This window comes from Siphonobacter sp. BAB-5405 (assembly GCF_002872335.1).
GTDB lineage: Bacteria > Bacteroidota > Bacteroidia > Cytophagales > Spirosomataceae > Siphonobacter.
In genome coordinates, this window is sequence record NZ_NJAG01000005.1 from 154,686 (window position 1) to 180,539 (window position 25,854).

The window sequence follows — 25,854 nt, forward strand, 5'->3', positions numbered from 1 at the left end:
TCACTCTTATTTTTAGTAGTGAATTCCAACCCTCATATCTTTACTCAAATGGATTTAATTCAATTAGCACACGCTCATCTAAACCCCTCTACGGTTGACAAAATCAGTGATTATTTGAACGAATCAACGCCTCACACCGCAGTTGGTTTAAACGCTGCCCTGCCCGTAATGCTAGGGGGGTTTTTAGAAAAATTAAATACTCCCGAAGGCTTAAACTCGCTTGCTGCTCTACTGAAGAAAGAAAATTCCGAGTCTGCGACACCTCAACCAGCGGCTTCCATTTCAACCGTATTGGACATCCAAAAACTGATTAGTCGAGGTTCGTCCCTGGTAGAGACCTTGTTTAATGGTCAAACTGGCAGTGTTATCAATCGACTTGCTTCCATTGCTGACATCAGTCATACGTCTTCCTCTTCGTTATTAAGCATTGCGGCTAGCGTATTAACGCACCTGATTGGTAAAGAAGATTCAACTCCTTCGGGATTGTTTCGCCTCTTAAGCAGTCAAAAGGAAAGTATTGTGACGGCTCTTCCAGCTGGTTTTGTTCACTTTTTTTCCTTTTCACAGCCTACTGATTTTGTTGCAGAAAAAAATTACAAACCCGTACCTGAAACAACGGGCAAAGGTGGAAATTCCTGGATACTCTGGCTTTTATTACTGGCAGCGATTATTGCCGGTATTTACTTTTTCAAAAGCTGCAGTACAGAGAAAAAACCAAATGCCTTGACGGAGACTCCACCTGAAAACGTAACTACTTTAGATACGATGGTCATTGTACACAAAAAACTTTCGACTGGTGTAGACCTGACCTTCGGAGAATCCAGCATTGAAAATCAACTCATCCAATTTATTGAAGATGAGGCCGTGAAGGTAGATAAAACAACCTGGTTCAATTTCAGAAAGCTGACGTTTAAAAGTGGCAGCAATGAAATTGATTCTACTTCCATGGAGGAAGTTCGAAACATCTACGAAATCATGCAGGCCTATCCGGAGGTACACCTGAAAATTGGAGGGTATACAGACAATACGGGGAGTGCTGAAACGAACCTTAAGCTTTCTCAGGAACGAGCTAGAAACGTACAAATCGCTTTGGAAAAAATGGGTGTTTCCTCCAGCCGTTTAGACGCAGAAGGATACGGCCAAGAGCACCCGATTGCCAGTAATGAAACGCAAGAAGGCCGTGACCAGAACCGACGTATTGCGGTTCGGGTTACCAGAAAGTAACGTTTGTTTTAATTCTTCAAGCGTCCTGTCCCAGTAAAAAGGACGCTTGAAGAATTAGATTCCTCTCACGGCATAGGCTACGTAATATTTGCGAACAATCTGACTCAATGCTTTTATGGTGGGCAAGTCGGAAGCTTCTGAAACATCTACTACGCCCCGATCTTTGGTAAGAATGCGGATCGGTTGTCGGCTCGCGAGATACGCTGAATTGGTAGTCTCACCCCGTACCACTAAATACGGCAGGTCAGCCTCAGTAACGCCTGGTAAAGCCAAAACCTGGGTTTGAAAAGTGTTAACCACCTCGTCGGAGGGTGGAGCATCGAAGAATCGAATTTTAAATAACCGTCGATTGAGTAACATGGTCGATAAATGAGCCAGTAAACGATCCGAATGTACGGTCCATTGTTTAATGCAGGCCCATATGTCATAATCATCGAGTTGAGTAAAAGCCCGGATGTACTGTGGATGATTCTGAAAATCCGCCAGCGTAGGTTCGTTGGTAATGAACATTTCCAAAGCGGGCGTCGTATACACTGATTCTCCCGCATGTACCAGTTCACGAGCCCGTCGAATCAGTTGAATCAGCATGGTTTCCGCACAGATCGCTGTTTTATGCAAGTATACCTGCCAGTACATCAGACGACGGGCCGTCAGGAAATTTTCAATCGAATACACCCCTTTTTGCTCGACTACCAGCTGGTTATCTACTACATCCAGCAGCTTTACAATACGTTCCGAGCCAATGCTTCCTTCCGTTACTCCCGTAAAGAAACAATCGCGATTCAGGTAATCCAGCCGGTCAATGTCCAGCTGACTCGAAATCAGGTCATAAAAAAAGCGACGTTCGTATTGTCCCGAGAACATACGGATGGCTAAATCCAGGGCTCCGTTGAATTCCTTGTTCAACTCATTCATGAGTAACAGCGAGATTCGTTCATGCGAAACATGGTGCAACAGCGTATGCTCTAATACGTGCGAAAAGGGACCATGCCCGATGTCGTGCAGCAGAATAGCGATTTGTACCGCTTCACATTCCTGCTCTGAAATCAGATGTCCTTTACTTTTGAGCGTACTGATCGCTTCGCCCATCAGGTGCATCGCACCCAGAGCATGATGAAAACGCGTATGTAAGGCTCCGGGATACACGTATTCCGCGATGCCTAGTTGCTTGATCCGGCGAAGGCGTTGGAAGTAGGGATGTTCAATCAGGTCAAAAATCAGGTGACCCGGAATGGTAATGAACCCGTATACGGGATCGTTGAGCACTTTCTTCTTATTCATGCAGCAGGGGAACGTACCTCGGTATAAACGAAAGTAGGAACGCATAAAAATACGTTCCTACCCATGTATGCCAAGTAAAGCCTGGATTAATTGCTACCAGGACCGCCGCGACGTCCATCCCGCATGCGGTTGCGTTGTTCTTCACGCATTTTTTCGTACTGAGTCCACTGCTCGGTAGTTAAAATGGGTTTCAGTTTAGCTTCGTAATTTTCCTGTAATTCCTGCATTTTCTGACGATCCGGACGAGCTCCGTTAGCCCGCATTTCCTGCATCTGCTTCATGCGATCATCACTCAACGTTTTGACTTTAGCGGCCTGATCAGCAGAGAGGTTCAGTTGTTTGGTCAGTTGTTCCGTTTGCCTTTGGGCACGTTCCTCGGGCGAACGACCCATCTCGCCCTGAGCGAAGGTCAGCGTAGTAGCCAGCAATAAGGCTCCGAGGGAAAACACGAGTTTTTTCATGACTGTTTAGTTAACGTTCGGAGCCTTTGAAACAAAAAAGTCGGCTAAGGTTTAATGGTGCGTTGCAAAAAGCGTTAAAAAAGTGTAAACTTGCGGCTCATTTGGCGGTATTCCGCCAGATCGGGCCCTTAGCTCAGGGGTTAGAGCAGTTGACTCATAATCAATTGGTCGTAGGTTCGAAACCTACAGGGCCCACTCTTATAATCAAGCACTTGGCATTTTTTGCTGGGTGCTTTTTTGTTGGATGAGCCACTATATTTAGAGCATTCCATGCACGATCACTTTCTACGCGTGGGTAAGAATGATCTGTGAGTTAAGCTTTTACCTTGTCTCCAACTGTAACTAAGGGATGCTAAAAGTAAGACTTAAATGAGGCACCGCTCCTACACAAGTGAAGTGTTTTTCTGCTCAGTATAGTGAATTTGACGATCGTCTTCACGTCACTGTACTCGTTGAGGATTTCGGACATTCTCTTTTCAGCAATACCTCGGTTGTGAGTTAAATCTTCTAGGCATTCTTTGAACGGCCTTTCTTGACGTCTGAGGAAGGGAGGAATGAACGTTTACAAGCCACCACTTGGATGCATCCTCAATGCTTGTAAATGTTTGCATGGTTTAAAGCATCTAAGCGGCTTTTTTTCTAGTTTTATCCGCAACCTTACCAACCAGCCTCATGATGCTTGCCTATTACATTTCTCAACTCGAAAGCCTGTTTAACGGTCAGCCCTGGCTGGATGAAACCCTTTTGAAAAAAACGGGTAAGTTATCCAGTGAGCAGGCTTTCCAAAGACCTTATCCCCACGTTCACTCAGTAGCTGAGATCCTGGCTCACCTGATTGCCTGGCGTCAGGTGTTAATTAAGCGACTGGAAGGCAACTACGCGTATCAAATTCAAATGCAGGGTTCCCAGGACTGGCCTTCACTGGAGCAACTTCGGGTATCAGGATGGAAAGCTTTACAGGAGCAGCTGGTAAGCAATCAGACTCGCTTGATTGCATTGTTAAAACACCAGCCACAGGGAGTGTTATCGACCCACTACAACGAACAGGGGCATACGTTTGAATACCTCATCAATGGCATCATTCAACATGACCTTTATCACCTGGGGCAGATCGGCTTAGTGATAAGCATGCTCAAGCACTACTAACCTTTATCTAAGTTAACTTCTTTTAACGTATAGCCCACTTGTCTGATTAGAGGTTGAGCAGTAGCTTTCTGGCCTGAACTATCCAACCGCTCTATCCATGAAACGTCTTTACTGGATTGTACTATGGGTACTTGGCTTTGCCTCTTGCAAGCCCGACCCCCAGGAACTCACTTCTCCCCTCGACTATACAGACTGGGTTGCCATTGTTTCGCCGGAACCTAAAGCCGTAGAAGCTGTTTACGGTAGCATCGATAGCCTGCTAGTCATTAGTACCGGCCTTCAAATCTACTATACTACCAATTATGGCAAGACCTGGAGTAAGTCTGACCAGGGCCATTCCGGGGTGCGTGGTTTTATCGCCCATGGCAACTCCCTGTTTGCTTTGACTACCGAGTATCAATGGACTGGTAATCCAACCGTTTATGCCAATTCTGCCCAAATGGTTAGCCTGGATAAAGGGGTTAGTTGGAAGGTTATGCCGAGACCTACTGATTTGTTTGTTCCTCGCAACCGAGTCGCTGCTCCGAATGGCATTACTTATGAAATAGACGAGGTTCGAACGCCTACCCATCCTGGAGCTACGTCAACGTTTTGGGTAGACTATCCCGGCGTTAAGACTTCGAACCGCAGGCACTTGTCCATCCCAGAGGTGCATCAAATCCAAAGCATCCGTCTGGACAGTCAAGGCAGACTCTACGTGGCAGCTTCGGCCCCTATTTGTGAGAGACGTGAGAACTTTGCCTTTTGCAAAGACAAGAATAGTGTCATCTACGTCTCTAAAAAGCCATTACCCTGATCTGAAATCCATCCAATGAAGAAGCCTACCCATGAAGCGGATAGGCTTTCTTGGTTATACTGGCTGCTTATAACCTCCCCGTTATGAAACGATTCTTCCTTGTTGTCTGCCTTTCGTCTGCCTGTACTTCGGGGCCTAAAGAAAATACGCATCAGCCTGCTTTTGATACACTTGAGGGAAGCTTTAAAGGTGAATATATTCCTCATAACTATTCCTTTAAAATTACCAGGGATGGAACAGTGCTATTTTGGAAGCATCGCGATATTGATACTAATTACTTCCAGGGGCAGGTTGCCTCAAGTGTCATTCGTAAATTAACCACCGCTATTGACTCCCTTTATTATTATGAAGCGGATAGTGCCTCAACAGGAATAGTTGCTGACGCTTTTACCTACAATCTTTGGGTACACCAAGCAAACCGAACGGTACGCAAAGCCCGCGGTTATTCTAACGTAGCTTCGCCAAGCGTTGTGGCTTTAGCTTACAGCTTAACACCACTCTTTGACACGTTAGAGCTGAAACCCACTTCTAAAAAATTCCATTTTGGAAGCTATGTACCCATACCCCCTCCCCCGCCAGCTCCATTGCCAAACCCACGCTGAAATCTCTTCCACCTATCTACTTTACATTGGCCTCTCCACAGAGGGATTGAGCGAAAAGGTGGAGAAATGCCGGGTTTTCGGGTAGGTGTTTGCGTGCGAGTGCACGCATTTCACCTTTGGCCGAGGGTCGTTTGCAAAAAGTGATAAGGATCTCAAGGAGACCTTTAGTCTACGTTATTCCAGGACTGTGAAGTAATTCATATTCCCATATTTTAGAATCAAATTTCCCACCTTGGGGAAACCATGGCTAACCTCGCACAATACCAGGTGGTCCCAACTATTCATTAGGTACTTACCCGATGCGTCTATAATGGATTGATGTACAATCTTTTCACTAAGGTCATTTCTCTCAATTACCTCCAAAAGTTTATCTCTACTATGATCGTTGACTATAACTTGGATATGCGTTTCACTAACAGTCATAAAGCCTTTCAGCAACTCAGGAAGCCTTTCCCAAGAGTCTCTACTTATCTCCCAAGTTGAATCATTGGGGCAATGTTTAATCAAGTCGTATAGTAGATCTGACTCTGAAGACATAAATCTTTCAAGTTGTTGCCTGTCGTGAAAGATAAGGTATTTAGGCATTACAGGTGGAGGTCTTCACTCAAAGCAAGATAAGGCGTTTTCAAATATCCCCAAAAAAGACATTATAATGCCGCCCTCACCGGTATTTAGCCGACTCAGTTTTGAGTTGACCTCCCAATTAATCCTGAATCGCTTTAACGAGTATCTAAAACCTTACTCCCTATCCCGGGGAAGCGACTGATGCCACTGGTCTGGACGCTGAGCCATCAAATGATGCGAAATTGCGTTCTCGTAAGCTAAAACTGATGGACAGTCCAGAATTGGACTTTCTAACGCGAAGACCTATACCATTAAGGTAACTCAGGATTACCTTTTCCAAAAAGCGAAGGTCGACTCCTTCTAACGAGTCCACTACCAATGAGCGAAACAGATGGTCACCTAGCTATATAACTCTACTGTGGAATACGATCCTTGAGCGTTTGAAGATCATTTGAACCCACAAAACCAAGCTAATACAAAAATACCCCGGGTGTGGGTCAGACGCCCTAAGCTACCAATGATAGTTTGACAACGAAGGCCTGCAATGGTATGGCCTGGCAGGTGTAAAGTTTTTAACACCCTTGCCAATCAGTCTGTTGGTCAGGTAAAATCATTTTTAAGCGTAAGCTCTCATTCTGGATGAAGGTATTCTTCAAGAATAGCCTAAGCTTCTCTTGGGTGATGCCCTGCTATTAGATGAATGGTTTGGCTACGTCCATCCAGTCCTTAACTTGCGGTGTCTAACTCCACACCGTCATGATTGAACCACTACTTTTAGAACGCATCCTTGTGTCTTTGGCTAACACTCAATCGTCTTCTCTTTTAACGTTCAGACTACTTTTGGAAGACAAGTCTGAAGATACGAAGAGGACTTATTACGCCCTGCACAAAATAGAAACCTTAGAAAATGCAATTCTACTTTTAGGTTCTTTGAATCACGACTATGAGCAGTTACAAAGAGCCTTGATTGAAGCCCAGAAAGAGTATCAGGCCGTTCTTGAAGAAATTAACAACCGTCCCCCTCAACTATGTTAACTGGGCTATGTCCTAACCGATGCAACTATTGTTTTTGTGAGCCCGGTTTATGACACAAGCCAATACCTGTCCTTTTACCATCAAATTGCTCATGAACATTTGGGGCTGTTTATTCCCCCCTATCGGCTAAGGTTGGCATTTTGGCTTTCACTCTAAAGGACCGAAAATCGTTGCTGCTGATAAAAGGGGATAAGAAACGGCTAACAGCTTTATAGTTCATACCTAGCAGACCAAAGAATACGAACGCAGGTATAAAACAAAAAAGCCTACTCACCGTCGCGAGTAGGCTAATCTAAGGCCTATATGTCGTCACAAGTAGGTCTTAATGTTTAACTTCCTCCGTCTTCAAAGCCGCCACTCATCTGACCGATTCAGTGATACAAAACTATCTCTAAGAAGCCGCTTAGGTTGTACTCTTTCGATTAATGGATTGGTCATCACCATGAAAGGTAGATTTTACGCTGTTTTCTGCTCATTAAAGAAACGAGAATAGCAAGCTTCTACTAACCTTAAAGCCGCTAAAAAGCATTGAATTTATTACTTCCTACACGTTTAACACCCTTTTTACACGGTAACAGTAAGTCCTTGCGGGATACTGTTTGATCAACGCAAAGCTACCTATTCCGTAAAAGCTCAAGCCCTTACTGAACTTCATTGGTAAGAAATTGAAGGTGATTGATTAATCGACAAAATTTCGATTTTCTTTAGTCCTCAACCGTCACAAATCTCCAGTTAACGTATCATAGGTGCAGCTCGTAGAATACTTGAGAAAAGAGCTGCTTTTAAGTCCTACTTCGCATTTTCAAAGTTGAAAATTGAGGTGCTCAGTGAGCATATGATTTGCATTGTAAGCCAAAAACTCTTTCGTGTTTCATGAAAGAGTTTTTTGATGCCTTTCCTGTTTCCTGGCTTATCATTAAATCATTCAGTAGTCGTAAGATCATAAAAAAACTCCCAGTCTAGGAGAGACTGGGAGCAGTAGCTACTCAGCCTTTCTTCCGTTCCGCCAAACGTAAGAAGGCATAGTTCGAATTTACATATTCTAAAGAATGTTTGTTAGATAGTACCCATAAATGGGTATATAATTTTTTCAAAGGACTGTACTGACGCGAATAGTAGCCCTTAACGTTGCATTCACCTTAGGTTTCTGAGTTGCGATCCTTTATTCCTAGTGAGCCTGACTGTACAGAAATAAAGCAACCCAGGATAGCAGTACGCATAACACGTAAAGCGTGACCAATAGAGCGTTTTTAGAGATTATTTTCATAGTCATGAGGAAAAGCACAAAAATAACTAATTGGTCCTTAGCCCTTTAACCATTCAATAACCCAAAAAGCCACTCGTCAAAACCCGATTAAGTCATTATACGCAGTGACTGCTTCATCCTTAGATAAATTCATCTAATCGTCCACTTTCTTTCACGCGAAAACCTTTTTCCGTTTCCTGCACGGTTAACGCCTCATGCGTCGCGTCGTGATCAGAGACAAGGATCCAGTTTTCCTGAACCGCCTGTCGGAGAAATGCTTCTTTTTCCAGCATCGTCTGTAAAGGCCGCACGTCGTAACTCATCAGATAGTTGACCGGTACATGAGCCGCTGTAGGGATTAGGTCAGCTGTAAAAACGACCGTTTGCTGACCAAGCTGAATTTTCGGCAAGAGCATCTTTTCCGTGTGTCCATCCATGACCAGAAACTCAATGAACGGCCCAAACGTCTGCTTCTTTTCATCCAGAAACTGCAAGTGTCCCGACTGCTGAATCGGCTGTAGATTCTCCGTTAAAAAAGTAGCTTTCTCCCGAGGGTTAGGCCGCATCGCCCATTCCCAGTGCTCCCGATGAGCCCAGTACGTAGCATTAGGAAAAGTCAATTCGTACCCATCCCGTCGCTGATTCCACTGAACAGCACCGCCACAATGGTCAAAATGCAGATGGCTTGGAATCACATCGGTAATGGTTTCTGCTCCGAACCCGGCTTTTTCCAGCGAACCAATCAAGTCGCCCTCGCCGTGACGGTAATAGAAGCCCTGCCAACGGGCGTCCTGCTTATCACCCATACCGCAGTCAATCAGAATCCGCCGATCTTTAGTTTCAATCAGCAGACACCGCATGGCTAATGGAATGTGATTGTTTGAGTCGGCGGGAATCAGCCTTTCCCATAATACTTTCGGTACTACGCTAAACATGGCTCCGCCGTCTAACTTAAAATGGCCAGCATCGATTGTATGTAATTTCAAGGGCTTGTCGATTTAGAAGGCAAGGTAGCAAAAGCCCAGTGGTCAGTTATACGGACAGAGCATGATTCTTCAACCTCCAAACTGAACTTAATCGAGATTTAATTTATATTAACCTATTAGTAATCAGAAGTTTATTTAACTTTCATCGCTACAAACGTAAGAAGGCAATGAGCATATTATAACATTTATCATTTTTTGAATAATATTACTCGAAGTTTCATCCTAACAACTACGTTCATGAAGAAGTTACTCGCATTTACATTAGTGTTTGTAAGCCTGGTTCTTGCTACGCAAGCTCAGACGCCTGCTGAAGAAAAACTGAAGAAAGCCAAACAGGAAACAAAAGAGGCAAAAAACAAAGTCGATAAGGAAGCCAAAGAGGCGAAAGCAGACGTAAAAAAGGAGGCGAAAGAAGTAAAAGCAGAGGCGAAGGACGCTAAGGACAAAGCCGACAAAAAGGTAAAAGAAGCAAAGGAAGACGTTAAGAAAGAGACGAAACAAGCAAAGGACAATGTCGATAAGAAAGCGAAGGAAGTAAAATCCGACACCAAGAAAGCAGCCGATAAACTTTCGAAAAAAGACGAAGCTGAAGCCAGCCTGGCTACCCGTACGAAAGTAGCCGGAGCGGACAAGTCGATTGGCAAAGACGCCAAAGGCCGTACGATTTACGTAGGTACCAAGGGTGGACAGTATTACATCAATTCCATTGGTAACAAAACGTATTTGTCCGAAGACAGTAAATTGAAAATCTAGTTTTTTGTACCTATAAAAAAATCCCCGGCCCAAATCGGACCGGGGATTTTTTATGATCTTGTACGATTAACCAATCAGTGTGGCTGCCTTCTCAAGCACTTTGGGTAGACCGGATACGTCCGAACCCCCTGCGGTGGCAAAGAAAGGCTGACCACCACCGCCGCCTTTTACTTCCTTGGCCAGCTCACGAACCAATTGACCCGCATTCAGGCCGCGTTCCTTCACCAGATTTTCGGAAATCATCAGAGCCAGAGCCGGTTTGCCTCCTACTTCGGCTACCAGTAAAGCAAACAGGTTATCCACTTTATCTTTCAACTGATACGCCAGTTGTTTCAGGGCGTCAGCGTTGGGAGCTTCTACCTGTTCGGCCAGGAAATGAATACCGTTCCGCTGCTGTACTTTCTGAACCAGTGCTTCACGTACGGAACTTAGTTTTTCAATCTCCAGCGTCTCCACCCGTTTTTGTAAAGCTGCTTTTTCTTCCATCAGGGTCTGCACCGATTTCAGTACATCCTGCGTTTTCAGCAGCTCACGTAAGTGATTAAGCAGCGTCGATTGCTCCTCCAGTAACTGGAATGCTTTTTCCGAAGTGATGGCTTCGATCCGGCGGACACCCGTTGAAGAGGAGCTTTCCGAAACGATTTTGAACAGCCCAATCTCACCCGTAGCCGGGATGTGTGTCCCGCCACAAAGTTCAACGGAGTATTGAGGATCGAACGTAATTACCCGTACAAAATCGCCGTACTTCTCACCGAATAAGGCCGTAGCTCCGCGTTGGCGAGCTTCTTCAATGGGTACGTTGCGATCTTCCTGCAACGGAATATTCTCACGGATTTTTTCATTCACGCGTTGTTCCACCTGAGCGATCTCCTCGTCCGTCATTTTACTGAAATGCGAGAAGTCAAACCGTAGTACATCCGGACTTACCAACGAACCCTTTTGAGCAACGTGTGAACCGAGTACTTCTTTCAACGCACTGTGCATCAGGTGCGTAGCGGTATGGTTCGAAGCGATGAGTTTACGACGGGAAGCATCCACGATCGCCCGTACGCTGGCCCCGTGTGCGTTCAGTTTTTCCTCAAATTCTTCATCTTCAATGACGTGAATGCTCAGGTCATTCTCTTTCTTCGTATCTACCACCAGTAGTTCAGCATTCGGCCAGGCCAGTACGCCGGTATCTCCTACCTGTCCACCAGACTCGGCGTAGAACGGCGTCTGATCCAGGACGATGTGATACTGCGTCTTTCCCTTGGCTTCGACTTTCCGATACTTTATAATCTGAGCGTCTGCTTCCGTTTGGTCGTAACCCAGGAATACGGTCTTACCGCCTTCCTGCAATTCGACCCAGTCCGATTTCTCAGTAGCGGCGTCTTTGCGGGAACGGCTTTTCTGCTCACCCAAAGCTTTCTGGTAACCCGCTTCATCGATCGAAAATCCTTTTTCACGAGCAATCAAGGCTGTTAAATCAACCGGAAAACCGAAGGTATCGTTGAGTTCAAAAACCGTAGCTCCGTCAATTACCTTACTCTCAGACTCCTGAGTCAGAATTTTATCCAGTAAAGTCAGTCCTTTTTCCAGCGTACGCAGGAATGCCGCTTCTTCTTCCTGAATTACTTTCGCTACAAAGTCTTTCTGAGCGATCAATTCCGGGAATACGCCGTCGAACTGGTCGGACAGTAAAGGAATCAGCGTATACAGAAAAGGCTCACGGAAGCCCAGATACGTATAACCGTATCGCACGGCACGGCGTAAAATCCGGCGAATTACGTAACCCGCCCGTACATTCGAAGGTAACTGCCCATCCGCAATGGCGAAGGCAATGGCCCGAATGTGGTCGGCAATGACCCGCATCGCAATATCAGCCCAGTTTTCCTGACCGTAGGTTTTACCTGCCGCTTTCGCGATAAAATCAATGGTACCCGTGAATACGTCGGTATCGTAGTTGGATTTTTTCTTCTGGATCGCCATGCAGAGCCGCTCGAAGCCCATACCCGTATCCACGTGGCGGGCGGGTAGCGGAACGAGCGAGCCATCGGCTTTCCGCTCGAACTGCATGAATACGTTATTCCAGATTTCCACCACTTGCGGGTGATCGGCATTCACCAGTGATTTTCCGGGCGTAGCATCTACTTCAGCCTGATCCCGTAAATCCACGTGAATTTCGGAACAGGGGCCACAGGGCCCTACTTCGCCCATTTCCCAGAAGTTATCTTTCTTATTGCCGAGAATGATCCGTTCGTCTCCACCCAGAATTTCTTTCCAGAGATCGAATGCTTCCTGATCAAAGGGTACGCCATCCTTTTCGTCACCTTCAAATACCGACACGTAGAGTCGTTCTTTCGGTAGCTTGTACACCTTTGTCAGCAACTCCCAGGACCAGTGCAAGGCTTCGTTTTTGAAGTAATCCCCAAACGACCAGTTACCCAGCATTTCGAACATGGTATGGTGGTAGGTATCAAAACCTACGTCTTCCAGGTCATTGTGCTTGCCCGAAACGCGAAGACATTTTTGCGTATCTACGATGCGTTTGGACGGTGGCGTAGCATTTCCCAGGAAAAAATCTTTAAACTGAGCCATTCCTGAGTTATTAAACATCAGGGTGGGATCATTTTTCGCCACTAAGGGGGCCGAAGGAACAATTAAATGGCCTTTTGATACAAAAAAATCAAGAAAAGCCTGCCGTATCTCTCTGGAAGTCATGGGGATATTCGTCAGTCATCAAGGCTTCGTTATAAGCAACGAAACCACTTGGAATTGAGCCCGCAAAGGTAATTTAAAATTCCGGTCGGGCGAAAGCAGCAGGAAAGGGAAGCTCGGGGAAAGCCAAAGTTTTTTTTCGCTTGAAAACCAATTGGTTAGAAAAAAAAGAAAAAATTATCAGGAATATCCTACCTATTTTAAAAGAAAATACGGCATTTTTAAGCGTCTAATCCGGTCAGCCGGCCGGATTTTTTTACTCCCTAACCTTGCAGCAATAGCTATTTAACGAGTTTCTTCGTTTAAAGCATTGAGGCAGGGCTTTGGACTTTTGGGCTAGCAGCACCTTCAGCGGAACTTATACTATGCGGCGGTTATGACGGACGAGAAGCGGTACTATACGATACGAGAAGTAGCAGATATGTTTTCGTTTGATATCTCAAAAGTGAGGTATTGGACGGACAATTTCCCCACGCTCAAGAATAAAGTAAAGCGAAATCGGGGCGGCGACCGCATGTATACGAAAGAGGACATTCGACAGCTGGAAATAATCTATCAGCTTGTGGAAGAACGGGGGTATACGCTCAAAGGAGCCCGCAAGTATCTCGAAAATAAAGAGTTCAAACAGGAGGGTAATACTGAACTCGTTGATTCACTCCTCGAACTCCGCAAATTCCTGCTTGATCTGAAAGCCGCACTAGACGAAAAAGCCGGACGCCCCCGCAAGTTTGAAAAGTCCGAAACCGAAGAACCCGCTAACGAAAAAACTCTCCGACTGGCTCGCCAGCTCAAATAAATACAAAGCATCAAGTACTGAAAAGCCCGTGTCACCCACGGGCTTTTTTCGTGCCCATTCGCTAACGGTTCACTTTAAATGATCTCCTGAAAAAATAAGTGCTTAATTCAAATCTTTTTGGAGCATTTAAACGTTTTTATTGCTACACCTGAGTCCTTAATTTTCCAATGGCCGAATCTACCCCTCTTATTCAACGTATTTTACAATCGCTCTTTTTTCGCGAAGCACAAAAGAAAGCCAGTCGATCGGCTCGTAATCCAGCCTTTTTGCTCGATTTGATTACCAAAGTTCTGCGTACTTCCAACAAAGGAGCCATCATCCATGATGTACAGGAAAAGCTGGGTCTTCTGACCCGTCTGATTCGGGCCTATGCCAAGGGTGAGTACCGGCAGCTCCCCTGGAAGAGTGTGGTCCTGACGGTAGCCGTACTGATTTATTTTGTCAGCCCCATCGATGTCATCCCGGATTTGCTGCCCATCATCGGCTTTACTGATGATATCGCTTTACTGGTTTGGCTGTTTCGTACGATTTCGAATGATCTGGATACGTTTAAGGTTTGGGAAGCCGAACAAGCCATTCCAGTGGATCCTCAATAAGCCACGTTTCAACCCATGACCGAGAATAAAACCATGGGTTGCTACAGAATTTTTCAAAGGTAATTCTTAACTTTACATCATCTTATTAAAGATATTGATCATGGAAATGGTAACAATTTTGGCGTTTGGCCTCGGTGGGCCCGAAATCGCCCTGATTATTTTTGCCCTTATTCTCCTCTTTGGAGCGAAGAAAATCCCTGAGCTGGCACGGGGCCTTGGAAAAGGTATTCGTGAGTTCAAGGACGCTAGCAAAGACGTTCGTAGCGAAATTGAAAAAGCAGGCGACGAAGCTAATAAATAGTCGTTTTTGTGTACACTCCAGGGCATAGTCACGTGACTAGGCCCTTTTGTTGTTTTTTAGCTAATCTCCAGATTTACCCCTCGTTTTGAAGTACTATTCCTCCTTCCGTTCGCTTCAGCAGGACTTACATCAGGGTACGGTTTCGTGCCGTGCTTTGGTTGATTATTACCTGAACCGTATTGACCAACAGGTTCATCTGAACGCTTTTCTGGCCGTGTATGCCGAAGAGGCTCGCCAGGAAGCTGCCCGTATTGATGCCAGACTGGCCGCAGGTACGGCTGGCAAGCTGGCCGGAATGGTGATCGGAATTAAAGATTTACTGTGTTATGCCAATCACGGTGTACACGGAGGAAGTCGTATTTTAAATGGTTTCGTTTCACAGTTTACTGCCACGGCCGTTCAACGCTTGATTGACGAAGATGCGATCATCATCGGTCGGCAGAATTGCGATGAATTCGGAATGGGTTCTTCCAACGAAAACTCTGCGTATGGTCCCGTGCTTAATGCCCGCGATGAAAGTCGCGTACCCGGTGGTTCTTCGGGTGGCTCAGCCGTAGCAGTACAGGCGGATTTATGCTTTGCTTCAATTGGTACGGATACGGGCGGATCCGTACGGCAGCCCGCCGCTTTTTGTGGATTAGTCGGGTTGAAACCTACGTACTCTCGGGTATCCCGCTGGGGCCTACTGGCGTACGCCTCTTCCTTTGATACGATTGGACCTATTACACGTTGCGTGGAAGATGCGGCTCTGATTCTGGAAGTTATGGCCGGAGCCGACGAGCAGGACAGCACAGTATCGCAGCAACCCGTCCCCGCGTACTCCGAAAAATTAGAAGCTGGCGGTCTGAAAAAAATCGGTTATTTTCGCGACAGTTTAGAGTCGGATGGGGTTGATGCATCGGTTAAAGCCGTTTTACGCCAAACCATTGATCGTTTAGAGGCGGAGGGACACACGGTAGTACCCGTTGATTTTCCGCTAGCTAAGTACTATCTGCCGACGTATTACATCCTGACAACAGCCGAGGTAAGTTCTAATCTCTCGCGGTACGATGGCGTTCGATACGGACACCGTAGTCCACAAGCCGTTGATCTGGATTCACTGTACCGACTTAGTCGTACGGAAGGCCTGGGAGCCGAAGCCCGCAAGCGTATTTTGCTGGGCACTTTTGTACTGAGTGCAAATTATTACGACGCGTACTACACCAAAGCTCAACGCGTTCGACGTTTAATAAAGGAAGAAATCGAGCAACATTTCGAGCAGGTTGATTTTCTGCTCTACCCCACTACCCCTTCGGTGGCGTTTCCGCTCGGTGAAAAATCTTCTGATCCATTGAAAGAGTTCCTGGCCGACATCTTTACGGTGCAGGCTAACGTAACGGGTGTACCCGCCCTTTCGCTACCCCTGGGTACCGATTCACAGGGAATGCCCGTCGGAATTCAGATTTTGGCCCCAGCCTTCGAAGAAGAAAAATTACTGGCTTTTGCTAATACCCTGGAAATCCAGGATCAGGCAGCGGTAAGCATTTAAATTCAATTCATTAGTAGCCATTTCCTTAGGGCTCTTGTAGCGAAGAGCACTAAGAATACTCCTTCTGCCTGCCTGAATCGAATGAAGTATGTTTCCTGAGTTTCGCGAAGAAACTCCTGTATAACCTAACAACAAACCCTTACTAGATGAGACCAATTCGAATCCTGACCATTGCGGCGGCGATTGCCTCATTCTCGATTTGTTCCGTAGGAGCACAGACCGATTCGACGAAAAACAGTACGCCTACCGTAGTGAAAGATTCCGTGCCACAAGTAGATTTCCAACTGGTGCACGAACGCATGGCCAAGCTGCAAAAAGAAATCCCTCTGAATCACAACGATGTAACCCATCAGTTTGTCGAGTTTTTTACCTTTCGTAAGCCTTCGTTTGTGAAGGAAATGCTGGAAAGAAAAGCCCTGTATTTCCCCATTTTCGAAAAGTACCTGGCCCAGTACGGCCTCCCCGATGAGTTGAAGTATCTTTCCCTCATTGAATCCCGTCTCGATCCTAAAATCATTTCCTACGCTGGAGCAGGTGGTCTGTGGCAATTCATGCCCAGCACCGGACGTATCGATTTTAAATTACGGATTGATAAATACGTTGATGAACGCTTCGACCCCTACAAAGCCACCGAAGCCGCCTGTAAGTACTTCCTGCAATTAGGTCGTATCTTTAATAACGACTGGGAAATGATGCTGGCATCGTACAATACCGGCCCCGGAAACGTGATGCGAGCCGTCCGCAAATCGGGTAAGCATACGTATTGGGAAGTCTACCCGCATTTGCATAAGCAAACCCGTGGTTACGTACCGCAATACGCAGCCATCGTGTACATGATGCACTACGCAGCCGATCACGGAATCAAACCCGACTCGATGCATACAGTGGTGGCATTCGATACGATTCACGTTAATTCGTACATGAATTTGCGGACCTTAGCTCAGGTCGGGCAGTTTTCCTACGATAAGGTAAGACAACTGAATCCGCACATTCTGACGGATGTGCTGCCGGAAGGCACGAAGGGTTATCCCGTTCGTTTGCCGAAGGAAGAGCTGAAGTATTTCTATGCTCACCGTCGAACCATCATGGATTCGGCTACGAACTACCCCGGTTCTCCACGCGTAATGCTGGCTTCCCATACATCGGATGAGGAAGAAACGTCAGGTACGGCTGTGAACGAAGATGTTGCACGTACGAAATCAAAACGGGTTTCGCACAAAGTACATCGTGGTGAGACGCTATCTTCCATTGCCCGCCGCTACCACGTAGCAAGCCAGGATCTGAAAGTCTGGAACCGGCTGGGTCACCATTCAAAAATCAAGGCGGGTCAACATCTAGTCGTTTACCAGCAAGTGAACGTACCTCAAACCCAGGTTGCTGTGGCTACGGTAAGCAAATCTGCCGCGGCTACCAGTCGTGACGAACGTCTGAGCAAAGCCCGTAAGTACCATACCGTACAACCCGGCGATACCCTCTGGAAAATTTCGCAGCGTTACGGCGGTATTTCCATTGACAAATTACGCAAGCTCAATGGAATCAAAGGTAACGCGGTACATCCCGGCCAGAAACTGTTAGTGATTTAACACGAACCGTATTCCATCCCGTAACTCTAAAACAAGCCACCGGACGATACGCCCCGTGGCTTGTTTTGCTCATCATCCCAGCAAATGATTGCTTACTTAGACGGCAAGCTCACCTATAAAGAACCCGCTTACGCCATTATCGACGTACAGGGCGTTGGATACGAAGTGCGTATTTCCCTGCAAACGTATTCGGCTTTACCGGAGTTGAACGAACGTTGCCGTTTGTTTACGTATTTAAATATTCGGGAAGATGCCCACATCCTGTTCGCCTTTCAGGAAATGAGCGAAAAACAGCTCTTCCTGGATTTAGTTAGCGTATCAGGTATTGGCCCCAATACGGCTCTGGTGATGCTTTCTTCCCTTTCTTCAGTCGAAATCCGGCAGGCGATCATTACGGAAGATTTACGCGTGATCCAGGGTATCAAGGGCATTGGGGCAAAAACGGCCCAACGCGTCATTCTTGAACTCAAGGATAAACTCAAGAAAGATCACCTGGCTTCGGGAAGTATGACGACCAACCTGTTTCTCGGTCCCAACGCCGGAGCCCGTACCGACGCTATTTCGGCTTTAATTGTGATGGGTATCCCCCGTCCCGTTGCTGAAAAATCAGTCGATACCCTGCTGAAGAAAGATCCCAACGCCTCCGTTGAAGATCTGATCAAACAATCCCTCCGTTAGCCAAAACAGATCCGCGAAAATCTTTCCGAAACTTACCTTTCGGAAAGATTTTTTGCTTGAAAAAAAAGCGTTACTCCCTTAAAACAGAGTCGAATCAACCATTCACTACCATTTATCATTTCTTAATCGAATACAAGCGATAGCCTATCCCACTTTTTTTGCAATTTTACTTTTAGTTTTGGCGTTTAAGGATGCGGTAACCCAACACTTCGTTCCCCCGAAGTGCACACGCCTACTCTTTCAATAGATCATATTGCGAAGGACACTTTACCTAACAATGCGAATTTTCCAACCCGTTCGAAAGTCAGGAACCTATTCCCGGCGGCGGCGATGGATATCTGTACCAGGATTAGTAAAGGCTTTTTTGTTGTTTGGTGCAAGTACTGCGATGGCTCAGGCTCAGCAGATTCAACCCGACACGGCCCGCGTAGACACCTTGTACAGAACCAAAACCGGACGTCGACCTCTATTAAAAGTATCGGATCGTTTGGCCAGTCGGTTTAGTTATCGACTCCCGCAATCCCCTTTAATTCCACCTGATCCTAAAGACTTACAAACTCAGTTCCGGTTTAATCCGCTGGATCAGAAAATTACCATCAACGACGCGTTTAAAGTAGGCGACCGAACGATTCCGTACCGGCCCGGCGAAAACATCTCGCTGGACGAATACCTGCGAATTCAGAACAACGCTTCCTATCGGGACTTGATTCGTGAATACGCGGGTCGAAGCGACGGCAAAAGTGAAGTGACGGGTCGGGGACTTTTCCCGAAAATTAAACTGTCCGATCCTTCGCTCGACCGGATTTTTGGTTCGAACATTATCGACTTCCTACCCAATGGTTCGGTACTGCTCGACTTTGGTTATCTTCATCAGAATATCGACAATCCGGCGATTCCGGTACGACAGCGGCGAACGGGTAACTTCATTTTCAACGAACAGATTGCCGTAAATTTCGCCGGGAAAATTGGGGATAAGCTCAACCTGAATACCAATTTTGATACGAAAGCCGCCTTCAACTTCGAGAACAAACTCAAGCTTGGCTTTCGGAATCAGGAGGAAGACATTATCCAGCGGGTGGAGGCCGGAAATACGAGTTTTCGTACCAACAGTCAGCTCATTCCTGGCGTTGAGAACCTGTTTGGAGCAAACGTAGCCCTGCGGTTTGGCAAGCTGGACGTGAATCTGGTAGCCGCTCAGCAACGTTCCAAGCGGCAGAGCATCGTCCTCCGCAACGGAGCCCAGAATCGTGGCTTTTCCATTCGTGAAGATTTATACGATGAAAACCGACACTTCTTCCTGAATCATTTCTTTCGTAACAACTACGAACGCTCGCTCCAGCAACTGCCGATGATTACTTCGGGCGTTACCGTAACACGGGTGGAAGTTTATATAACCAACCGTTCACAAAATACGGAAACGCTCCGGAACCTGGTTGGTCTGGCTGATTTAGGTGAAGGCAATCCGTTTAATAAGACGTCCCCGCTGGTACAGCCCATTTCCGGCTCGGCAGGTTCGCCTGCGGATAACAGCGTCAACGGACTGTTTCAGAACGTATCGCAGAACCCTACCGTTCGGCAGATCGATAACGTTGCCAGTGAACTGACCGGCAGTAACTACGCCCGGGGAGCTGACTTTGATCTTTTACGCGGAGCCCGCAAACTCAACGACCGGGAATTCCGCTTTCATCCGCAGTTAGGCTACATTTCCCTGCTGGCTCCCATCCGTAACGACGAAATCGTTGCCGTTGCCTATGAGTATACGTATCAGGGTCGGAAGTTTAAGGTTGGTGAGCTGACAGAAGATTATCAGAATCGGCAGCAGGACGAAGTGATTGTCCTGAAACTGCTCAAATCATCCACCCTTCGGAATAATACCAGTTTGCCGATGTGGGATTTGATGATGAAAAACATCTATTCCCTCAGTACCCAAACGCCTACCAGCACCACCAGCACAACGACGAGTTACTCGGGAGGAACCGTAAGCGTACAGCGGCAGGGTTTCCAATTACGGGTCATCTACAAGGATGATATTACGGGCGTGGATAACCCCAGCTTACAGGAAACCAACCTGGCTGGTATTCCGCTCTTACAGGTCATGAATCTGGATAAACTTAACCAGATGAACGACGCCCAGCCCGACGGGAATTTCGATTTTGTGGAGGATGTCACGATTGATTCCAAAAATGGTCGCATCATTTTCCCCGTACTCGAGCCTTTTGGTTCCACGCTACGGAATCGCCTCACCAGTACTGATCCGGCTCTGGTAGAAAAGTACGTGCAGAATACGCTCTACCGGGGTACACAGATTGACGCAACGCAACAGGCGGAAAAGAATAAATTTTTCATTCAGGGAAGTTATCAGGGAGCCAACGGAGCCCAGATTCCGCTGGGTTTTGGTGTCGATGAGAGTACCGTGCAGGTATCGGCAGGGGGCGTCAACCTGAATCCGGGCACGGACTTCGTGGTGGAAGGCGGAAGCGTGCGGATTATGAACGATGCCCTGATGAACTCAGGCAGGGAAATTACCGTCAGCTGGGAAACCCCCGAACTCTTCAATAACCAGATCCGTACTTTGCTGGCGGGTCGCTTCGACTACCGAATCGACAAGAACTTCAACATTGGAGCGACGCTGATGCGACTGCGGGAAAGTACGCCCGGTAACATTACGCGGGTCGCTTTGGGCAACGAGCCGGTCAACAACTTCCTCTTTGGTTTTGATGCCAACCTGAAGAAAGACGCTCCTTTTCTAACCAAAGCCCTCGACGCTCTGCCGCTGATTCAGACCAAGGAAATGTCGAGTATTACCTTCGGTGGCGAATACGCTCAACTGCTACCCGGCGTAACGCCCCGGGCACAAAATCGGAGCTATCTCGATGATTTTGAAGGCAGCCGTACCATCTATGACTTCACGCGTCAGCCCATCCGCTGGCGAATGGGAGCAACCCCCACCACTTTTAATCAGGGCACTCCGGCCAATCCGTTGCAATACAACTATCGCCGGGCTTTAATTTCAGTGTATAACGTCGATCAGACCTTTTACGGGACGGGTGGACTGGGTAACAACGTTGTACCCGCGGATCTGGATGTTTCCAACTTCTACGAAAAGCAGTACCTGCCCCAGCAAATTTTCAAAGGCAAGGCGGCTCTGAACTATAACCTTCCCCTGAACATTCTGGATCTGGCGTACTTTCCTGCCGAACGCGGGATGTACAATTACAATCCGGATCTGACGTCAGACGGTCGGCTGAGAAATCCCAAACAGAGCTTCGGGGCCATTACGCGGGCGATTACGTCAGACAATGACTTTGATAACTCCAACATTGAAATCATGGAGTTCTGGGTCATGGATCCGTTCCTGGACGTACCCGTTCGGGCGAATGGCGGTACGCAGGATAAAGCTAACACCACGGGGGGTAAACTGCTGATTCACCTGGGTGATATTTCCGAAGACGTCGTTCCTGACGGTCGGTTCAATTTCGAAAACGGACTACCCACGGGCGAGGTACGCACGCAGACGGTCAACGGGCAACCCGCCAACGTCGATTCGACGGCCTGGGGAAGAGCCACCAAGCAGCAATTCGTTATCAATGCCTTCAACAACGATAACATTGCCGCTCAGGATGTTGGACTTGACGGCGTAAACAATGCCGCCGAGCAGACGTATTTTAGTAACTACCTCAACCAGGTGCGTTCGCGGGTAACGGGTCCGGCACTGGATCAGATTACGAATGACCCTTCCAACGATGATTTCCGGTATTATTTCAGTCCGGAAGCCGATCAGAATAACTGGTCGATCATTCAGCGGTACAAGCGGTTTATGGGTACGGAAAATAACTCGCCGGCGAATACCGCCTCGGGTTCGCAGATTACGCCTTCTTCGACCAATTTGCCCGATTCAGAAGATTTAAATAACGATAACACCATCAACGAAACGGAAGCGTACTACGAATACGAAATTCCGCTGAAACCCGGTGAACTGAAAATCGGATCGAATAACATTGTTGATGAAATTCAGACGGACGACGGAGCCAAGTGGTATTTATTCCGGATTGAAGTACGTAAGCCCACCCGCTCTGTTGGCGGGATCACCAGCTTCAAATCCATTCGCTTCATGCGGATGGTCATGACGGAATTTGAAGAACCCGTAGTCCTTCGTTTTGCTCAGTTACAACTGACGGGTTTCCAGTACCGGAAGTATGAGAGTGATCTCAACGCGAAAGGCCTCGACGAAGTACCCGAACCCTACGATGCGGACTTCCGGGTTTCAACGGTCAGTGTGGAAGAAAATGGCCCCACCGCTGCCGATCTGAATAGCAACAACAACACGCGGGTACCTTACGTCGTACCTCCCGGCTACGAACGCGACCGCGACATCATGACGCTGAACAACGCCGCCCTGAACGAACAGGCCTTAAGCTTGTGCGTGACGGATCTGCGGGACGGTGATTCACGGGCGGCCTACAAAATTGTTAACTACAACCTGAACCAGTACCGCCGCCTGACGATGTCCGTACACATGGACAACCTGAGTGATGAAGACGGCAAGACCTCCGCGTTCATCCGACTGGGTACGGATTTCAAGGATAACTTCTACGAAATCGAAGTACGAAGCCTGACCGCTACTCGCCCAAGTTCGCTCAATATGGGCTCGCCCGACCCAACGCTGGTGTGGCCCCTGGACAATAAGTTTGACTTCGCCATCGACGAACTTCGCCGCGTAAAAGCGGAACGTAACCGTCTCGGAGCGGCTAACGCGACGCCTTTTACGCTGGTATCCGAAGATGGCAAGTATAACATTACGGTGGTGGGAACGCCCGACATTTCTGCCGTTCAGGTGATGATGCTGGGGGTACGGAACCCGAAATCGGATGATGGACAGGCCAAGTCCTTCTGCGTCTGGGTAAACGAATTTCACGCGACGGATTTTGATCAGCGATCCGGTTACGCGGCCATCGCCCGGGCAGACATTAAACTAGCCGATTTTGCAACGGTAACATTGACCGGAGCCATGAAGACCTATGGTTTTGGCGGAGTGGACACGCGTATTTCGGAACGTTCACAAAGCAATTCAATGGCTTTTGGGGTTGCTTCGAATGTGAATCTGGATAAGCTCTTCCCGCAAAACTGGGGGTTACAGATTCCGTTTTATTTCAGCTACGACCGGCAGAACATTCGTCCGCACTTCAATCCGCTTGATCCGGATATGCCGCTGGATTTATCACTGAGTACGATGCCTGCCAGTCAACGCGAAGCGTACCGGAAAATGGTGGAAGAAAACTCCATGCGGAAAGCAATCAATTTCTCGAACGTGCGGAAGATTCGCGTCAATCCGAACAGCCGGGCTCATTTCTACGATATTGAGAACTTTTCGTTTACCTACGCCTACTCTGACGCCGTACGGTCAAGCATTACGCTGGCGGAATACCGGCAACTGTCGCAGCGGGGTGGCTTTACCTACGCGTACACGACAGCACCGAAACCCTGGGAGCCCTTCAAGAAGTGGAAGAACGACCAGCACATTTTCCAGCTAATCAAGGATTTCAACTTTACGCCTATTCCCAACAGCGTAACCTTCCGGGCCGACATGGACCGAAGCCTGATTCGGACGCAGTACCGACAGGCGGCCACGGGCTCTACGGCGGGAAATCCGATGCTGACAACGGACGGCGTGACGCCTTTATTCGAGAAATACTGGCTGTTCAACCGACTGTATGGACTGAACTGGAATTTCTCGAAAAACTGGAATGCTCAGTATAACGCCACGGCTCAGGCCATCATCGATGAACCCTACGGCGACATCAATACGCTGGAGAAACGCGATTCGGTAATGAACAGTCTGAAGCGACTTGGCCGGATGAAAAACTTTGAACAACGGATCACCAACACCTGGCAGATTCCGCTAAACAAGTTTCCGCTCACGGACTGGATGACGGCTCAGCTGCAATACAACGTCGCGTACAAGTTCCAGGCGAATAGTTACGGCATCGTCGATTCGACGGGCGTGGCCTTTGGTAATACCATTCAGAACACCCGCGAACGGGTACTCACGGGTCGGGTTGATTTCGTTGCCCTGTACAACAAAGTGAAGGCTTTACGCTGGGTGAACTCCCCCCGGGCTCCCCGCCGCGATATTGCCCGTAGCCCCGGTGACTTTGACGAAGTGGACGTGGAGCGGAATCAATTCCTGAAAAGCGTATCCCGATTACTGCTAACGGTTCGGGGAATTCGCTATACCTACGCCATTCAGGAATCGACGATTTTACCCGGTTTTTTACCTACGCCGCACTTGTTCGGAGATCGTAGTGGAGTACCGGGTCTGCCTTTCATTCTGGGTAGCCAGGACGGAAGCATTCGTTACCGTGGAGCCGAAGAAGGCTGGATCACCAAGAGTACCGTACAAAACCAGCCTTTTGTACAAACGCTTACGAAACGCTTTGAAGCCACCACCGATCTGGAGCCGTGGAAAGACTTTAAAGTCTTCGTGGATTTACGCTACAACCGTTCGGACAACTACCAGGAATTCTTCCGGCCCGCTACGGTCAATGGCCCGTTCGTGAGCCAGTCGCCCCTGCGGTCGGGTAACTATTCGATGAGTTACTTATCCTTCCTCACGGCTTTTGAAAAAACTAGTCGGGAAAGCTTTTCGGCCAACTTCGAACGTTTCAAAGACTACCGGAACATTTTGCTCGAACGGCTGAAAGCCGCGAACCCCGCCGGCGATTCGTACAACCTCAATTCGCAGGACGTACTGATTCCGGCATTCTTTTCCGCCTATTCGGGTAAAAGTCCAAATAAGGTGAAATTTTCGCCTTTCTATAAAATTCCGCTGCCGAACTGGCGGGTGAATTACAATGGTCTGACGAACGTCCCCTGGTTCAAGAAACGGTTCTCGCAGATTCAGGTTACGCACTCCTATTCGAGTACGTACAACGTTGGAAACTTCGTTTCTTCGCTGGAATACGATGCTGCGTTCGTTGCGATGAACGCTCCGCTGTATCCCTTTGCCAATCAGGTGAACGCCGAAGGTCAGTTTGTACCCGTGTACGTGATGAGCGTAATTTCATTCGTGGAACGCTTTGCTCCTTTTATTGGGGTACAATTCCGTACGAAAGACGGCATTTCGGGAGGACTGGAATACAACCAGGATCGAAACGTTGGACTGAACCTTTCCAATGTCTCGGTCAATGAAGTGAATAATAAGGATTTGACAGGTCGGCTGGGCTTCACGCGGCAGAATATCCGCTTCCGCTTCGGGGGTCGTCAGGTACGACTCAAGAATGACCTGACCTTCGATTGCCGCCTGACCTTCCGTGATCAACGCGTTATGATCCGGAAGCTGGAAGGCGAAACGACCCCGACGGCAGGTAACGTATTCTTCCAGTTTAATCCCAGCGTCACGTACAATGCCAGTCGTCAGCTCAACGTTCGCGTGTATCTGGATCGTACGGTCAACGACCCGCTCGTCTCTAATTCCTTCCGACGGGCCGTTACGCAGGGCGGGGTGCAATTACGACTTAGCTTGAACTAACTTTCTTAAAAAGGCTGTCTGATTGAGGCAGCCTTTTTATTTTTGAGTATCGA

Annotated in this window: 17 protein-coding genes and 1 tRNA gene; 14 read left to right on the forward strand and 4 right to left on the reverse strand. The window is 47.6% G+C overall.

The annotated features are described in order from the left end of the window. The first annotated feature begins 48 nt into the window (after window positions 1-48). Complete coding sequence (locus BWI97_RS04670) at window positions 49-1,224, forward strand: OmpA family protein (RefSeq protein ID WP_102200207.1); 1,176 nt, start codon at window positions 49-51, stop codon at window positions 1,222-1,224. A 54-nt stretch (window positions 1,225-1,278) separates the two neighbouring features. On the opposite strand, the gene BWI97_RS04675 is transcribed toward BWI97_RS04670, so the two are convergent. Both BWI97_RS04675 and BWI97_RS04680 read right to left on the reverse strand, forming a co-directional pair. Continuing rightward, window positions 1,279-2,550 (reverse strand): HD domain-containing protein, encoded by a 1,272-nt coding sequence (locus tag BWI97_RS04675; protein WP_233207751.1) that lies wholly within the window; start codon window positions 2,548-2,550, stop codon window positions 1,279-1,281. 41 nt (window positions 2,551-2,591) lie between these two features. Continuing rightward, on the reverse strand, window positions 2,592-2,966 hold the full coding sequence (locus BWI97_RS04680; protein WP_102200208.1) for a hypothetical protein: 375 nt from the start codon (window positions 2,964-2,966) through the stop codon (window positions 2,592-2,594). A gap of 122 nt (window positions 2,967-3,088) precedes the next feature. On the opposite strand from BWI97_RS04680, the gene BWI97_RS04685 reads away from it, so the two are divergent. From BWI97_RS04685 to BWI97_RS04705, 5 genes are all read left to right on the forward strand, one after another. Continuing rightward, window positions 3,089-3,161: transfer RNA gene (locus tag BWI97_RS04685), tRNA-Ile, on the forward strand. A 477-nt stretch (window positions 3,162-3,638) separates the two neighbouring features. Continuing rightward, window positions 3,639-4,112: a DinB family protein gene (locus BWI97_RS04690; RefSeq protein WP_094811439.1), complete on the forward strand. Its 474-nt coding sequence runs from the start codon at window positions 3,639-3,641 to the stop codon at window positions 4,110-4,112. A 97-nt stretch (window positions 4,113-4,209) separates the two neighbouring features. Further along, window positions 4,210-4,908: a hypothetical protein gene (locus tag BWI97_RS04695; RefSeq protein WP_102200209.1), complete on the forward strand. Its 699-nt coding sequence runs from the start codon at window positions 4,210-4,212 to the stop codon at window positions 4,906-4,908. An 83-nt stretch (window positions 4,909-4,991) separates the two neighbouring features. Next, complete coding sequence (locus BWI97_RS27365; protein WP_146010873.1) at window positions 4,992-5,510, forward strand: hypothetical protein; 519 nt, start codon at window positions 4,992-4,994, stop codon at window positions 5,508-5,510. Window positions 5,511-6,830: 1,320 nt separating this feature from the next. Continuing rightward, window positions 6,831-7,109 carry a hypothetical protein gene (locus tag BWI97_RS04705; RefSeq protein ID WP_094808968.1) on the forward strand — a complete coding sequence of 93 codons (279 nt, stop codon included), beginning with the start codon at window positions 6,831-6,833 and terminating at the stop codon, window positions 7,107-7,109. 1,386 nt (window positions 7,110-8,495) lie between these two features. Here the strand turns inward: BWI97_RS04705 and BWI97_RS04710 are convergent. Next, a complete protein-coding gene (locus BWI97_RS04710; RefSeq protein ID WP_102200211.1) occupies window positions 8,496-9,341 on the reverse strand; it encodes an MBL fold metallo-hydrolase in 846 nt (281 codons plus the stop codon). Between the two features lie 237 nt (window positions 9,342-9,578). Between BWI97_RS04710 and BWI97_RS04715 the strand changes: the two genes are divergently transcribed. After that, window positions 9,579-10,094, forward strand: coding sequence for a hypothetical protein (locus BWI97_RS04715; RefSeq protein WP_102200212.1), 516 nt, complete (start codon window positions 9,579-9,581; stop codon window positions 10,092-10,094). A gap of 66 nt (window positions 10,095-10,160) precedes the next feature. Here BWI97_RS04715 and alaS read toward each other — a convergent pair whose 3' ends face one another. Then, complete coding sequence (gene alaS / locus BWI97_RS04720) at window positions 10,161-12,794, reverse strand: alanine--tRNA ligase (RefSeq protein ID WP_102200213.1); 2,634 nt, start codon at window positions 12,792-12,794, stop codon at window positions 10,161-10,163. A gap of 373 nt (window positions 12,795-13,167) precedes the next feature. Between alaS and BWI97_RS04725 the strand changes: the two genes are divergently transcribed. The 7 genes from BWI97_RS04725 (at window position 13,168) to sprA (ending at window position 25,801) form a co-directional block, all read left to right on the forward strand. Beyond that, complete coding sequence (locus tag BWI97_RS04725) at window positions 13,168-13,587, forward strand: MerR family transcriptional regulator (RefSeq protein WP_094808972.1); 420 nt, start codon at window positions 13,168-13,170, stop codon at window positions 13,585-13,587. Between the two features lie 167 nt (window positions 13,588-13,754). After that, window positions 13,755-14,183, forward strand: coding sequence for a YkvA family protein (locus BWI97_RS04730; protein ID WP_094808973.1), 429 nt, complete (start codon window positions 13,755-13,757; stop codon window positions 14,181-14,183). A gap of 100 nt (window positions 14,184-14,283) precedes the next feature. Next, on the forward strand, window positions 14,284-14,484 hold the full coding sequence (tatA, locus tag BWI97_RS04735; RefSeq protein WP_102200214.1) for a twin-arginine translocase TatA/TatE family subunit: 201 nt from the start codon (window positions 14,284-14,286) through the stop codon (window positions 14,482-14,484). Between the two features lie 85 nt (window positions 14,485-14,569). Beyond that, window positions 14,570-16,012, forward strand: a complete 1,443-nt coding sequence (gene gatA / locus BWI97_RS04740) for an Asp-tRNA(Asn)/Glu-tRNA(Gln) amidotransferase subunit GatA (RefSeq protein WP_102200215.1) — start codon at window positions 14,570-14,572, stop codon at window positions 16,010-16,012. A 146-nt stretch (window positions 16,013-16,158) separates the two neighbouring features. Beyond that, complete coding sequence (locus BWI97_RS04745) at window positions 16,159-17,595, forward strand: lytic transglycosylase domain-containing protein (protein WP_094808976.1); 1,437 nt, start codon at window positions 16,159-16,161, stop codon at window positions 17,593-17,595. Window positions 17,596-17,679: 84 nt separating this feature from the next. Continuing rightward, window positions 17,680-18,273, forward strand: a complete 594-nt coding sequence (gene ruvA, locus BWI97_RS04750) for a Holliday junction branch migration protein RuvA (RefSeq protein WP_102200216.1) — start codon at window positions 17,680-17,682, stop codon at window positions 18,271-18,273. Between the two features lie 277 nt (window positions 18,274-18,550). Further along, complete coding sequence (sprA, locus tag BWI97_RS04755) at window positions 18,551-25,801, forward strand: cell surface protein SprA (protein ID WP_102200217.1); 7,251 nt, start codon at window positions 18,551-18,553, stop codon at window positions 25,799-25,801. The last annotated feature ends 53 nt before the right edge of the window (window positions 25,802-25,854 follow it).

What these genes read in the sequence shown, in the direction of transcription:
- BWI97_RS04715 (WP_102200212.1), top strand. Translation starts at nt 9,579, where the DNA reads ATGAAGAAGTTACTCGCATTTACATTAGTGTTTGTAAGCCTGGTTCTT.
- BWI97_RS04725 (WP_094808972.1), top strand. Translation starts at nt 13,168, where the DNA reads ATGACGGACGAGAAGCGGTACTATACGATACGAGAAGTAGCAGATATG.
- BWI97_RS04745 (WP_094808976.1), top strand. Translation starts at nt 16,159, where the DNA reads ATGAGACCAATTCGAATCCTGACCATTGCGGCGGCGATTGCCTCATTC.
- ruvA (WP_102200216.1), top strand. Translation starts at nt 17,680, where the DNA reads ATGATTGCTTACTTAGACGGCAAGCTCACCTATAAAGAACCCGCTTAC.
- BWI97_RS04705 (WP_094808968.1), top strand. Translation starts at nt 6,831, where the DNA reads ATGATTGAACCACTACTTTTAGAACGCATCCTTGTGTCTTTGGCTAAC.
- BWI97_RS27365 (WP_146010873.1), top strand. Translation starts at nt 4,992, where the DNA reads ATGAAACGATTCTTCCTTGTTGTCTGCCTTTCGTCTGCCTGTACTTCG.
- BWI97_RS04680 (WP_102200208.1), bottom strand. Translation starts at nt 2,966, where the DNA reads ATGAAAAAACTCGTGTTTTCCCTCGGAGCCTTATTGCTGGCTACTACG.
- BWI97_RS04675 (WP_233207751.1), bottom strand. Translation starts at nt 2,550, where the DNA reads ATGCGTTCCTACTTTCGTTTATACCGAGGTACGTTCCCCTGCTGCATG.
- tatA (WP_102200214.1), top strand. Translation starts at nt 14,284, where the DNA reads ATGGAAATGGTAACAATTTTGGCGTTTGGCCTCGGTGGGCCCGAAATC.
- BWI97_RS04730 (WP_094808973.1), top strand. Translation starts at nt 13,755, where the DNA reads ATGGCCGAATCTACCCCTCTTATTCAACGTATTTTACAATCGCTCTTT.
- BWI97_RS04690 (WP_094811439.1), top strand. Translation starts at nt 3,639, where the DNA reads ATGATGCTTGCCTATTACATTTCTCAACTCGAAAGCCTGTTTAACGGT.
- BWI97_RS04670 (WP_102200207.1), top strand. Translation starts at nt 49, where the DNA reads ATGGATTTAATTCAATTAGCACACGCTCATCTAAACCCCTCTACGGTT.
- BWI97_RS04695 (WP_102200209.1), top strand. Translation starts at nt 4,210, where the DNA reads ATGAAACGTCTTTACTGGATTGTACTATGGGTACTTGGCTTTGCCTCT.
- sprA (WP_102200217.1), top strand. Translation starts at nt 18,551, where the DNA reads ATGCGAATTTTCCAACCCGTTCGAAAGTCAGGAACCTATTCCCGGCGG.
- alaS (WP_102200213.1), bottom strand. Translation starts at nt 12,794, where the DNA reads ATGACTTCCAGAGAGATACGGCAGGCTTTTCTTGATTTTTTTGTATCA.